The organism is Acidobacteriota bacterium, from assembly GCA_038040445.1.
GTDB lineage: Bacteria > Acidobacteriota > Blastocatellia > UBA7656 > UBA7656 > Onstottus_A > Onstottus_A frigus.
Genome location: JBBPIG010000001.1, coordinates 288,029 through 301,487, shown reverse-complemented (window position 1 = coordinate 301,487; position 13,459 = coordinate 288,029). Strand labels below are relative to the sequence as shown.

The following is a 13,459-nucleotide window of genomic DNA, read 5'->3' as shown; positions in this document are numbered from 1 at the left end:
ACTCTGGCTATTATGCAGAGCAGTCCAGTCGTTAGACGAACTACTAGCAGCTTACTGAACGTTCGCAATTAGAGCCGTCGATGTCTGAATACTTCCACGTCGAAAAGCCGTTCCTTGACCAGCTCAACTCGCTGGGCTGGACGGTCATCGATCAGGGTCACGGCATGATCCCATTCGACCCAGCCGCGAGCTTGCGCGGGAGCTTCCGCCAATGGCTGCTGCCCGAAGTCTTTCGCAACGCAGTGCGAGCTATCAATCGCGCGGCTGACGGCAAGGAGTGGCTGACCGAGCGGCAGCTCGATGACTTGCGCGACCAGCTTGTGCGTCATCCCAGCCGCACGCTGCTCGAAGCAAACGAAGCGGTTCATGCGCTTTTTCTCAAGGCGCAAGTGGACGTGAACGAATTGACCGGCGAGTCCGATCCGGTTGTTCAGTTGATTGATTTCGCCCATCCCGAACGGAACGTGTTTCACGCGATCAATCAGTTCCGCATCGACACGCCGGGCTGCGTGAAGAGCTGCATAATCCCGGACATTGTTCTGTTCGTGAATGGCATTCCGCTCGTCGTGGTCGAGGCGAAGATCGGCGACGCAAACACCGCGAACCCAATGCACGCAGCCTTCGAGCAACTGCTGCGCTACCGGAACGCGCGTCCCGAGACGACCGCCGCCGGATTGCGTGAAGGCGAGCCGCGCCTCTTCTACTCGAACCTGCTGCTCATTCGCACCTGCGGCGAGAAGGCGGAGTTCGGCACCATCACTTCAGGCCACGAGCATTTCTACGCGTGGAAGGATATCTGGCCCGAGAGCCGCCGCGCTTACACGCCGCCGCTCGGCATCGAGCGTGAACAGGAGCGCATGATCCAGGGATTGCTCGCGCCCGACACGTTGCTCGACGTGCTGCGAACCTGCACTGTCTTCATGGACACGGACTCGGGCAAGCGGGTGAAGGTGGTCTGCCGTTACCAGCAATACCGCGCCGCTCGTCGTATCGTGGAACGCTTGCGCACGGGGAAGACGCCGGAGGAACGATCAGGCGTGGTGTGGCACACGCAGGGCTCGGGCAAATCGCTCACGATGGTGTTCGTCGCGCGGATGCTGCGTGCTTCGGCGGATCTCGCGGACTTCAAGATTTTGCTGATCAACGACCGAGTCGATCTCGAAGAGCAACTCTCGGCGACGGCAAAACTCATCGGTGGGAAGGTCAACGTGATCACGAGCACCGCAGACCTCCGCGAGCACCTGAGCACCGACGCTTCGGACGTGAATATGGTGATGGCGCACAAGTTCATGGAGCGCGTCGAGGAGTTGCCGCCGGCCGTTAAAGATGCGCTGGCGAGCTACGGCAAGCCACCCTCGGCGGAGAGCTTTGGTATCGTCAATTCATCGGAGCGCATCCTTCTGATGATTGACGAGGCGCACCGCACTCAAAGCTCAGACCTTGGCGATAACATTTTCGAAGCCTTTCCCAACGCGACACGCATCGCCTTCACCGGCACGCCGCTCATCACCGAGCAGCACGGAACGCGGCGGACAGTGAAGCGATTCGGCGAATACATCGACACCTACAAGTTGATGGACGCCGTGCATGACGGGACGACGCTGCAAATCCTCTACGAAGGCCGCACGGCGGACACGGCGCTGAAAGACAAGCACGGCTTCGACACAAAGTTCGAGGACCTTTTCCGCCACCGTACGGAAGCGGAGATTGAAGCTATCAAGAAAAAGTACGGCGCGAGTGGAGACATCCTCGAAGCCGAGAAGCGAATCGGCGCTATTGCCGGCGATCTGGTTGACCACTACATCGACAACATTTTGCCGGACGGGTTCAAGGCGCAGGTAGTCTGCCACTCCAAGCTCGCAGCGGTCCGTTACCAGAAGGCCATCTGCGAAGCGCTAGGCGAGCGACTCGATCGGGAGAAGGTCAAACCTAAGCCTGATCCCGAACTGACGCGGCGCATTGCATTCTTGAAAGCGGTGGTGGTGATCTCCTCCGATCCCACTAACGAGCTGGCGGTTATCACCGAAGCTCGCAAGGAAGCGAAGCGCTTGAATGCGGTGGAGAATTTCTGCAAGCCCTTCGACTTTGACGACCCGGAGAAGGAACTGACCGGAATAGCGTTTCTAATCGTGTGCGACATGCTGCTGACCGGATTCGATGCTCCCGTCGAGCAGGTGATGTATATCGACAAGAAGCTGCGCGAACACAACCTGCTGCAAGCCATCGCCCGCGTGAATCGAGTAGAGAAGAACAAGCATCGCGGCTTCATCGTGGACTACATCGGTCTGGCTAACCATCTGACCGAGGCCCTCGCGATCTATGCGGAGGAAGACTCAGCAGACATTCAGGAAGGCCTGAAGAACCTGCTTACCGAGCTGCCGATCCTCGAAGAGCGTTACCAGCGGCTTCTCCAGCACTTCCGCGGCGCCGGCGTGATGGAGATCGAACCGTTCTTGAGGGGCACACTGGCTACTCCAGAAGCGGAAGTAGCCGTCGTGCATGCCGCGGTCGGCGCGATGAAGGACATAAAGTGCCGGGCCGACTTCGATGTCTATCTGAACAAATTTCTCCAGAGCCTGAACTTAATTCTGCCAAATAGTGCTGGGCATTCGTATCGAGGACCGGCGCGGCGGTTGGGTTACTTATTGAGGATGGTGAAGGAGCGCTACAAAGACGACTCGCTCGACATCGCCGACGCAGGGGCGAAGGTGAAGGCTCTCATCAACGAACACCTCATTGACCTGGGAATCAATCCGAAGATACCGCCTATCGAACTGCTGTCAGATGATTTCATGGCGCACGTTCGGAAACACTCTCAAGGCGACCCCGAAGCGAAGGCGAGCGAAATGGAGCACGCCATCCGCAAGCATTGTACGATTCACTTTGACGAAGACCCGGCATTCTACAAACGGCTAAGCGAGAAGCTCGAGAAACTGATCGAGGCATTCAAAGATAACTGGAAGGTTTTGGCGGAGCGCTACGAAGAACTGCGAACCGAAGCGCTGGCAGGCCGAACGGAAACGATCGAGGGGCTCACCAAAGAGGCGACAACTTTCTTCGACTACGCTGTGCAACTCGCGTACGACGGTGGTGACGTGCCCGTCGAACACCGGCAACGCCTGAAGGACTTGATGGCGCGCATAGTCGAGACGCTGCAAGATACGATCGATATCATCGACTTCTGGAAGAAGCCGATCGAGGTGAAGAATCTCCGGGGTAACATCGACACGGAGATTCTGCTAGCGAATATTCCGCCTTTGACTGAGAAGCACGAACGCATTGCGGTCGAGATCGTCAAACTCGCTGAGAAGAGGCACAACGAGCTGACAAAATGAAAGCCAAGCCAGTGGAAGACATTTCATACGAAGTCGTGCGTAGCAATCGCGCGACGGCGGACATCGTCATCGAGCGCGATGGCCGAGTGCTCGTGCGTGCGCCCGAGTCCATTCCCGCCGAGCGTATCGAGGACATAGTCGAGGCCAAGCGGTATTGGATTTACAAGAATCTCGCCGAGTGGCGCGACCTCAATGCAACCCGTGTCTTGCGCGAATATCGAAACGGTGAAGGCTTTCTCTATCTCGGCCGCTCCTACCGGTTATCGCTCGTTGCAGACCAGGAAGAACCCCTGCTGTTGAAGAACGGCAGATTCTGCTTGCGCCGCGACCTGGTGGATCGTGGGGAGATAGCAGCCGCAAAGGCAGCCTTTCGTGATTACTACATCGCACAGGGCCGCGAGCGAATCTCGCGACGAGTTGGCTACTACGCGCCTAAGGTCGGGGTTACGCCTCATGTAGTCGATGTCCGAGAGCTCGGTCGCCGTTGGGCTTCATGCTCGCCCCGAGGCAACGTTGCCTTTCATTGGAAATGCATGATGGCTCCTCAAACCATCGTAGACTACATTGTTGTGCACGAACTTTGTCACTTCCACCATCTCGACCACACTGATGCATTTTGGAACGAGGTAGACAAGGTTATGCCCGCCTACGGCGAACGCAGAGAGTGGTTGCGGAAGAATGGGGCCGGACTGGACGTTTGAATTGCGAGTGAGTGGAACAAGCCGCTTTTCACGTTTACCAGTGAAGCCAACAGCAACCTGGTCGCTCTTGGCGCCAAGGCTCTTGATGCGACTTTTCCCCGTTGATCCCTTCGCCAACCACTTTGAACCGGAAGGTCTAAACCTCGCCGAAAGCCCACGCCGCGGTCAGGAATCGCATTCAACGTGATTGACCCTCGCGCAAGCAAGGCAAGCAAGTGATAATGCGAGTGATGAATCAGGGAGAAGTAGATTAGGAGAACGGACATGACTCGCGACGAACTACTGAAACGCATTTGGATCGACCCCGCGCGATGCTTCGGCAAGCCTTGCATACGCGGTACCCGGATATGGGTCTCATTGATCCTCGACCTGCTCGCTTCAGGCAGCACGTTCGATGAGATCTTGGATGACTATCCTGGGCTCACCAGAGAGGACGTTCAGGCTTGCATCGCCTACGGTTCCGAGATGGCGCGTGAGCGCTATGTAGACGTTCCTCTGGAGACTCTCGTATGAGGCTGACGCTCGATGACAGTCTCGGCAACCGCGCGCGCGACATTCTTCATGCCGCGGGGCACGAGGTCTCAACCATGCCGGGCGAGGGGCTCGGTGCGGCGATTGATGACGAAGTGCTACAAGCGGCCATTGGCGAGGGGCGCGCGCTGGTAACTTTCGATCTCGATTTTGCGAACCCTCTACGTTTCCTCCCGAGTAGCTACTCGGGCATAGTCTTGCTGAGACTGAGGTCCAGGCCCTCGCTCGAAGATGTGCTGATTCTCGTTCGAACGCTTGCCAAGTTTCTGGAAAGGGAACAGCCGGGCGGCAAGCTTTGGATAGTCGAGCCCGGGCGGGTTCGGGTCTACCAGGAGCCCTCAAGCGACGACTAGTTTTTTAGTCAGCTTCACTGAAGTGATTTAGTATCGGCACCGGATGCTCACCAAACAATGACCGCGAGTGCAACCACAGCATCAACTGATCAAATCCTTGAAGCGCTCCGAGAAGCGCGCGATCGCACTCTCGAACTCGTGGCCGACCTCAGCGATGACCAACTCCTGGGGCCGCGCCTTGCCATAGTCAATCCGCTTCGTTGGGAGATTGGTCACGTCGGCTGGTTCGCAGAATTCTGGTGCTTGCGTCATCTGCACGGCGAACCGCCTCTCCTCGCCCACGGGGACAGCCTCTACGATTCGGCGCGAGTAGCTCACGACACGCGATGGGATTTGCCCTTGCCCTCGAGAGCCGAAACGCTTGCGTACCTCAAGCGTGTGCTTGATCGCGTCATCGACCTGAATCGCGAGCCGAGCGACAAACAAATTGATCGTTGCGGTCAGTCGTATTTTTTGCATCTCGTTCTGTTTCACGAGCAGATGCATGCCGAGGCGATTGCCTACACGCGACAGACTCACGGCTACTCAGCGCCGCGCCTGAGCCTCGAAACCCACCTGCCGGCTGAAACCGCGTCTCGGCTTGAAGACGTCGAACAACGCGAGCCAGAAATACTCGGAGACGCTCACATCCCAGGCGGAACGTTTCTTCTGGGTGACTCACCGGGCGCAAGTTTTCAGCTCGACAACGAGCAGTCCGCGCACGAAGTTGAAGTCGCTGAGTTCTCGATCTCGCGAACCACGACGACTAACGGGGAGTTCTTGAACTTTGTTTTGGACGGCGGCTACCTGAATCGCGATCTGTGGAGCGATGAAGGTTGGCAATGGCGCGAGGCCGCCGCCGCTGAGCATCCAGTTTACTGGCAGCCCGACTCCGGCGGGCGGTGGCTACGCAGGAATTTCGATCAGCTTGGTCCGCTCGAAGCTCGGCTGCCGGTCGTTCACGTCAACTGGTTCGAAGCCGAGGCCTATTGCCGGTGGGCTCGTCGCCGGTTGCCCACGGAAGCTGAGTGGGAGATGGCCGCGAGCTGCGAGCCCGCGCGCGACGGGCGAGGCATCGCGGCTCGCAAGCGCGCGTATTCGTGGGGCGACGAATCGCCGATGCCGGATAAAGCCAACCTGGACTGGCGCGCGATGGGTTGCGTGAATGCAGTTAGTTTTCCGGCAGGTGACAGCGCGTTCGGATGCCGGCAGATGATCGGCAACGTATGGGAATGGACCAGCACAACGTTCGCTCCTTATCCTGGGTTCGCCGCCGGCCCATACAAGGAATACTCGGAGCCGTGGTTTGGCGATCAGAAAGTTCTGCGAGGCGGCTGCTGGGCGACGCGGTCGCTGCTGATTCGAAATGCGTACCGGAACTTCTACACACCCGACCGCCGCGACGTATGGGCGGGCTTTCGGACCTGTGCGCTGAGCAAATGAAAATCGGAATCGTCACGCCGGCTCCCGCGCGATCCCGCTATGGCAATCGAGTGACGGCGATCAGGTGGTCGCGCATTCTCCGAAAGCTCGGGCATCGGGTGAGCATCCATCAGACCTACAACGGCGAGCATCTCGATCTCTTGATCGCCTTGCACGCCCGGCGAAGCTTTGTCTCGATCGATCGCTTCCATCGCAAGCATCCTGACTCGCCGATCATCGTCGCGCTCACCGGCACCGACCTCTACCGCGATCTAAACGTCGGCCTGCGAGCGCAGAAGTCTCTCGACCTCGCCACGCGAATTGTTGTGCTTCAACCAAAGGCGCTCGAGGAACTGAGCGGGAGTTGGCGCGGGAAGACGCGGGTGATCTTTCAGTCGGTCGCGAAACAAACGGCTACGTTGCGATCGACGCGCGGCTTCAACGTTTGCGTCATCGGCCATCTTCGCCCGGTTAAAGATCCGTTTCGAGCCGCGATGGCTGCGCGATTGTTGCCGGCGTCGTCGCGACTCCGAGTGTTGCAGGTTGGCGGTGCAATGACCGAGCGAGCCGCGACGCGCGCGCGCGAAGAAGAGAGGGTCAACCCTCGCTATCGTTGGCTTGGGGAATTGCCGCCGTGGCGTGTTCGGCGCGTGTTAGCCGGGTGCCGAGTCTGTGTTCTGTCGTCTCGCGTCGAAGGAGGCGCGAATGCGCTCGGAGAAGCAATGGTGGCAGGCGTACCGGTGCTCGCTTCGCGAATTCGAGGTTCGGTCGGAATCCTCGGCGAAAATTATCCGGGATATTTTGAAGCGGGCGACACGGACGGGTTGGTTGCGCTTTTGACCCGCGCGGAAGCCGATTCCAAGTTTCTTCGCAAGCTAAGAGAACACTGCGAGAAGCTCGCTTCGTTGTTCGACCCCGGGCGCGAAGAAGTTGCTTGGGCGAAGTTGCTCGACGAAATCTTCGAAGCTAACTGATTCAGTCATTCATTTCGGGTCTTGACCGGGCGGGTTGGACAACCGCTGTATGAACGCCCAGGAAGAAGGCTCTCGCGCTTCATCACTACGCTGTGCGGGGCCACGTGAGTCCCAGCGCCAATGTCCGCACCGTAGAGCAACACCGCTCCGCTTCCTACCGTTGCCCGGCGGCGAATCAGCACTCGATCAATCTTGAGAACTCGATCTTCAAACGTGTGGGCCTGAAAGTGACAACTCACTGTTGCTCCGTCCTCGAACTGCAGCATGTCAGGATCCACCACCTGAGAGAACCCGCCCCCCAGAATGACCCTTCGGCCTACACGCGCGCCCATCGCTCTCAGATACCACGATAGGAGCAACGTTCCTTCTAAGAAAGCGAGCGGGCCGCTTGCATAGAAGGCCCAGGCCACGTACAGAAAATCCCACCGGCTGCACCAGCAAGACCAAAATGCATGAATGCCCGGGCGAACCCGTCCCAGTAGACTCCACTTGAGAGCAAGCACGAGCAGGCAGAAGAACGCGACCGTTCCCAGGGTAACCAACGGCACGACAGCTAGAAGGAAGAGCGGCGATGAAACCGTCGTCTTGGCGGCCGCTAGCAACTCGAACCACGCGGGAAAGACGAGCAGCGGCACTATCAATAATCCGTTGCGCAGCAGCTCCCAAAACACCCGGTCCACGTAGCGGATCAACGATGGTTCGTGGGTGAGGTGACGATCGAATTCAGTGGTTTCCCGCCTCGGCAGCTCGAACGGCGGATGACCGAACCAGGCGGTCCCGGCGCGAATGACCGTATCATCCGCCACAGTGCAAACACCAACCAGAATATTGTCCGGCAGCCGTTCACCTGCCGGCACGACGACGTGATTTCCCAGAAATGTGTTTGCACCGAGGCGGGTTGGCTCAAGCGTCACGGCGCCGCGGTGCACGCGCGGCCCGCAGAGATAAATGCCATCGGCGAAAAAGCTTTCGGCGCCTATCTCGACTAGTTCGGGAACGACATCGATGATGGTGCTGATCTCGCATCGGCGTCCGACCTTCATCCCGGCCAGGCGCAGCCAGACCGGCCAAAACAGCGTTCCGCTGAGCCACACGCCGGCCGACTGAACGATCTGCGTTTTCAACCAGACCCGCACATAGGAGGGGCTCCAACGGCCGATGACGCCTGACCGGACCCGTCCCATCGCTCTCATGGCAAGAGCTTCAATGGTCACAGTGAGCGGCACAATCAGGGACACCATCACGAACGCGGCAATGATTAATGAAAGATTAAGCGAAGGGCTAAGCAGCCAGTCCAGCAAGCTCTCGGCGTCAAGTCCGTAGATCAGCGCCAGGGTGACGGTTGGCAGCTCCAGTGCCAGGGCAACGATCAGCCAGAGTCCGAATCGCGCAAGAATCATCGCAACGCCATGCCAGAATGGTGAAACGATTCGCTCTCCACCGGGCACTCGTGGTTGAGGCGGCGACTGACCCGCCGGTTTGGCCGGAATGCCGTCCCATCGTTCGCCTCGCGGGATACGGCCACCGGCAGGCAAAGACGACAATGCAGTGAGAAACGCTCCCGGCTCGAGTAAAGTGTTCGCGCTCACGCCGGCGCGCACGTCCAACGTGCTGCCCTCACCCAGAGAGACGGGACCGACAAGCACTTGCCCATCGTCGAGGTCCACGACTCGTGCAGCGGCGTCTTGACTGAGCGTCACATCGTCGCCGATTTCGAGCAGGTCCCAGCCGCCTTGAAGAAGGTTGACGCCGCGATGAATATGCACGCGCCGCCCGATGCGCGCTCCGAGAGCGCGAAGCGCGGTGAGTTGAAACTCGGTTCCTCCGAGCAGCCGCCACGGTACCATTCGCACCGCCTGTTGGACCATCCAGTTCCGCACGTAGAAGCTCCCGAAAACAGGCTCTCGCAACGGACGATACCGGCCAATGAGGACTTTCTTCGCAAGCACGGCAAACAGCACTGCGACCGGCGTATAAACTATCAAAGCCCCAAACAGCAAGAACGGAGTCACCAGAAGAAACGGGATCAGGCCCAGGGTACGAATAAGGAAGGGCGTCGCGTCAAAGGCGGCGAAATAAGCGACGGACGATCCAACAACGAGGCCAATCAAAAGCCAGAGGATCTGAACGCTTGTCGCTAGAACCGGACGCCCGACTGGCTGGGCGGACTCTACTTTGACGGCCGCCTCCGCAGCCCCGTTCGCCTGCGCTCGTCTAGCCAACTCCGCCACCGAGCGTGCTTCATAGAGATCGCGAACGGTTATAGATGCAGTGGACGGGTCGTCCCTCAACGCGGAGATCAACTCCGCGGCGTTAAGCGAATCCCCGCCCAGATCGTTGAAGAAATCGTCGTGGATGCCGACGCTGTCCGGCAGGCGAAGAGTCTCTCCGAAAGCCGCAGCGACTCTTTCTTCCATCAGGTTCCGCGCCACGACCGATCGCTTGTCGTGGTTGCGGCCTGGATTCTCGACCTGGGGAAGCTCATCCCGGTTCAGCTTTCCTCCAACGTTGGTCGGAAGCTTGGAAAGAATTGCGAAGCGGCTCGGAACCATGTAAGCCGGCAGGGTCTTCAGCAGCGACGCTTTGAGATCGTCGAAGAACCGAGGCTCGTGGCCATTCTCCGGCACGACGAATGCGACGAGCATCTGCTGCGAGCCGTTTTGCTGGACTCGGCAGGCAGCTTCGCGCACGCCATCGCACTCGGCGAGCCTCGCTTCAATCGCCTCAAGCTCGACTCTATAGCCGCGCAGCTTCACCTGAGAATCCATCCGGCCGTGGTAAAAGAATCGGCCATCGGGATCGCGATGCGCGAGGTCGCCCGTGCGGTAGATCCGTCCCAGGCGTGGGTGCACGGGAAACTTCTGGGCAGTCAATTCAGGCCGATTGCGATAGCCTCGCGACAGACCGATACCGCCAAGACAAAGCTCGCCTCGTTCGCCGTCACGAACTTCGTCGAGTGCGTCATTCATCACCCAGGCCAGAAGACCGCAGACAGGGCGCCCGATCGTGATCGGCTCGCCTTCAGTGATTCTCCCGCGCATCGCGGTCACCGTGCACTCAGTCGGCCCATAGCCGTTTACCAGACGACGGCCCGGCGCCCAGCGCTCGGCGACATCTTCGGGCAGGGCCTCGCCGCCGACGTAGAGAAGCGACAGATCCGGCAGGGCTTCCATGGGATCCTCGCATCCAGTAGTGCGAAGAAGCGTGGGAGGCGGACACAAAACGTTAATGCGTTCGCGGCGCAGCCAGGGGACTAAATCGGGCCCAAGTCTGATCGTTTCGTCGTCCATCACCACGACCGTTGCTCCCGCCGCGAACGCAAGCCAAATCTCTTCGACTGACGAGTCGTACGCGGAAGATGAGCTCTGGCCGATTCGGTCGTCGGGCGAGAGATCGAACTCGCAGAGGTCCGCGCCGACGAGGTTGGCAACGCTGCCGTGCTCGATCATGACCCCCTTGGGCCGGCCCGTCGTGCCTGATGTGTAAATGATGTAGGCCAGGCTTCGCGGCGTGAGCCAGGAGCGAGGCGGTGGCGAAACGACCTCGCTTCCGGCGTGGGTCATCAACTCCACAACATCGAACACGCGCGCGCAGGCGATCCCTGAGCGCCGAGCACGAGCCAGGCCATCGTGGTCGGTTAGCACCGCCACGGCATCCGAATCTTTTAGAATGTCGCGAAGCTGTTCATCTGGAAAAGTGGGATCGATACATGTGTACGCGGCGCCGGCTTTGAGGACCGCCAACTGGCTGCTGTACAGATGCTCGGTGCGCCGGGGGAGAAGAATAGCCACGACGCACTCCCCCGTTATGAAGGTGTTAAGCAAACTAACCAGGGCATCGCACTGGCGTTCCAGTTCTCGATAAGTAATCAGTCGCCGAGCGGGCCGCCCCGGTGCAGGTGGAACATCGACAGCGAACCGATCCGGCCAGAGCCCGGCGGCCCTTTCAAAGAATCCATGGAGTAACGAAGGACCCTCAGCATGCGATGTGCGAATTGATGGAAGTTTAGCGAACAAGTTCACCCACTTGAGACCATCTCGACTGCAAACCAAGATGTATCGAAAACTGCTTTGGTGTACCCAACCGGAAGGACCTGACCGCCTCAAGAGGATCGAGACGTATATCTTCCAGGCCGAAAGATTCCGGGGCCTCCAGAATCATTCACGAGGGTCGCTGTGTGGACGAACGACAGTGTAGCTCACATCTAACGCCCGCGCCAGCACGGTGTGCGCTTCTCGAGAAACGCTCCCATTCCTTCCTGGGCGTCTTCAGCCATTGCATTCAAGCTCATCACTTCTTTTGCGTAAGCATAAGCCTTTGGCTGATCCAGATCGATCTGCGTGTAGAACGCTTGTTTCCCAATCGCCACAGTGAACGCGCTTGCTTCCGCGATCCGCTGCGCCAGCGCGTATGTTCCCTCCCGCAGTTGAGCGGCTGGCAATACCTGATTGAGCAGTCCCCACTCCATAGCGGTTGACGCGTCGATTGGTGTTCCGGTTAGCAACATCTCAAGCGCGCGCTTGCGGCCAATTGCCCGTGTGAGAGCGACCATCGGAGTCGTGCAGAACAAACCTATGCGCACGCCCGGTGTTGCGAACTGACTCTTCTCGGACGCGACCGCGAGATCGCACGTCGCCACTAGCTGGCAACCAGCGGCAGTGGCGATCCCGTTGACTTCGGCGATCACAGGCTGCGGGATGCTTTGAATGAGAGTCATTAAGTTTGCGCACAGGTCGAACACGTGACGGTAGTCGCCGATCCCTCGGTCTTTCAACTCGCTCAGATCATGTCCCGCTGAGAACGCTGGTCCATTTGCCGCCAGTATGATCGCGCGAATCTCCGGCTGTTGACCGAGCGCGCGGAAGCAATCGATAAGCTCTTCCATAAGCGCGAGCGAAAGCGCGTTGCGCCGCTCGGGACGATTCATCGTGACGATAGCGACTGGCGCAATTGGCGCGTCGCCTTCGACCAATAGGCAATCATACGGTTTCATCAGATCCTCCAGGACAACTTGCGAGAGCTCAGCTTGTGCAACAAGCCGAAACCCTTTCGAATATTCGAGACCCTCTTTGCTCAGTGGCTGGCTCTCGCGTACTTCTTCTCTCCGGCGTCGATGCGGAACGGGAGCCGGTTCTGCCGCGGCGGAAGAGGACACGTCGCGAACTGCGTGAAGGCGCAGGGCGGATTGTGAGCCTTGTTGAAATCCACAACCACCTTGCCGTCCTCACCGGGCGGATCGGCATAAAGATACCGCCCCGCGCCATAGGTTTCTTTCCCGGCCGTTTTGTCGGCGAATATAATGAAAAGCTGCTTCGAACCTTTTTCCAGCACTGGATCGAGCCGATAAGTCTTCCCGTTTACCTGGAAGACCAGCGCGCCCGGTGATGTCATGTTGTCGACCATCCCGAGCACATTGGCAATTGGAACAATCTTGGGAGGATCATAAGGCTCGAGCCTCGCTTCAAGTCTCCACTTCGAGTTGATGGGGAAGTAGTCGAGTCCGGCGAAGCTGGACGGCGCTGGACTCTGTTTGTCCTTAACTCGCAAGCCGAGCTTCTCACCGCGCTTGATGACAAAAAGCGTGAGCGAGCCAAGCTTCAAGACTGTTGCTAGGCCATCGGCATCAGACTGAAGCACGAGGGTCCTCACGGTCTTGTCACCATTCGTGATGCCGGCATCGGGCGTTGCCTCCAGCCTCACCACGCCCTTGTCGAGCAACAATGAGCCCGCGAACTTTGGAGCGCGCTCTCTCGGAAGGACTATGTCATTCGATGGATCACTACCGAGCTTATTTTGCCCCTCATTAAGCCAGAACAGTCCGACAAGAGAGGTCCAGCCATTATTGCCGTTGATCTCCTCAAGACGCTCGGAGCGCCACCGTTCGATTTGCTTCAGGTACGAAGGCTCGTCTGAAACGAGCGCAGGGTTTGTAGGTTCGCCTGCGGCAGGCGCAGTCGTAGACACAGCAAGAAAAATAATTATCAGTCCCACGCTGAGAATAGTTCTGGTTGTCATAGCCTCACTCGTCGATCGCAGGTTAATCATGTTCCCGGGCAAATCATACTATACGGATGCTACCGTCAGAAAACGGCTGCGCCGAAATGGCCGACAGAGACTTTGACCAGGTTGGTCCGTGACGATGAGTAAGATGGGCTCGAGGGTGG

General features: G+C 58.7%; 9 protein-coding genes. 6 read left to right on the top strand and 3 right to left on the bottom strand.

Annotated features, from left to right (window positions below; all coding sequences use genetic code 11):
• Positions 1-80: 80 nt before the first annotated feature.
• The 6 genes from AABO57_01295 to senB all read left to right on the top strand — a co-directional run bounded on the left by AABO57_01295 (position 81) and on the right by senB (position 7,295).
• Positions 81-3,335 carry an HsdR family type I site-specific deoxyribonuclease gene (locus AABO57_01295; GenBank protein MEK6284358.1) on the top strand — a complete coding sequence of 1,085 codons (3,255 nt, stop codon included), beginning with the start codon at positions 81-83 and terminating at the stop codon, positions 3,333-3,335.
• Positions 3,332-4,036 (top strand): SprT family zinc-dependent metalloprotease, encoded by a 705-nt coding sequence (locus AABO57_01290; protein ID MEK6284357.1) that lies wholly within the window; start codon positions 3,332-3,334, stop codon positions 4,034-4,036. The genes AABO57_01295 and AABO57_01290 overlap by 4 nt, the downstream gene beginning before the upstream one ends.
• 264 nt (positions 4,037-4,300) lie before the next feature.
• Entirely contained in the window at positions 4,301-4,549 is a 249-nt protein-coding gene (locus AABO57_01285; protein MEK6284356.1) for a DUF433 domain-containing protein, read from the top strand.
• Positions 4,546-4,920 (top strand): DUF5615 family PIN-like protein, encoded by a 375-nt coding sequence (locus AABO57_01280; protein MEK6284355.1) that lies wholly within the window; start codon positions 4,546-4,548, stop codon positions 4,918-4,920. The genes AABO57_01285 and AABO57_01280 overlap by 4 nt, the downstream gene beginning before the upstream one ends.
• 57 nt (positions 4,921-4,977) lie before the next feature.
• Positions 4,978-6,342 carry a selenoneine synthase SenA gene (senA, locus tag AABO57_01275; GenBank protein MEK6284354.1) on the top strand — a complete coding sequence of 455 codons (1,365 nt, stop codon included), beginning with the start codon at positions 4,978-4,980 and terminating at the stop codon, positions 6,340-6,342.
• On the top strand, positions 6,339-7,295 hold the full coding sequence (gene senB / locus AABO57_01270; protein MEK6284353.1) for a selenoneine biosynthesis selenosugar synthase SenB: 957 nt from the start codon (positions 6,339-6,341) through the stop codon (positions 7,293-7,295). The genes senA and senB overlap by 4 nt, the downstream gene beginning before the upstream one ends.
• Before the next feature lie 5 nt (positions 7,296-7,300).
• On the opposite strand, the gene AABO57_01265 is transcribed toward senB, so the two are convergent.
• The 3 genes from AABO57_01265 to AABO57_01255 all read right to left on the bottom strand — a co-directional run bounded on the left by AABO57_01265 (position 7,301) and on the right by AABO57_01255 (position 13,310).
• Positions 7,301-11,317: an amino acid adenylation domain-containing protein gene (locus tag AABO57_01265; protein ID MEK6284352.1), complete on the bottom strand. Its 4,017-nt coding sequence runs from the start codon at positions 11,315-11,317 to the stop codon at positions 7,301-7,303.
• Between the two features lie 182 nt (positions 11,318-11,499).
• Positions 11,500-12,288, bottom strand: a complete 789-nt coding sequence (locus tag AABO57_01260; protein MEK6284351.1) for an enoyl-CoA hydratase — start codon at positions 12,286-12,288, stop codon at positions 11,500-11,502.
• An 80-nt stretch (positions 12,289-12,368) separates the two neighbouring features.
• Positions 12,369-13,310: a DUF1684 domain-containing protein gene (locus tag AABO57_01255; GenBank protein ID MEK6284350.1), complete on the bottom strand. Its 942-nt coding sequence runs from the start codon at positions 13,308-13,310 to the stop codon at positions 12,369-12,371.
• Positions 13,311-13,459: the final 149 nt, after the last annotated feature.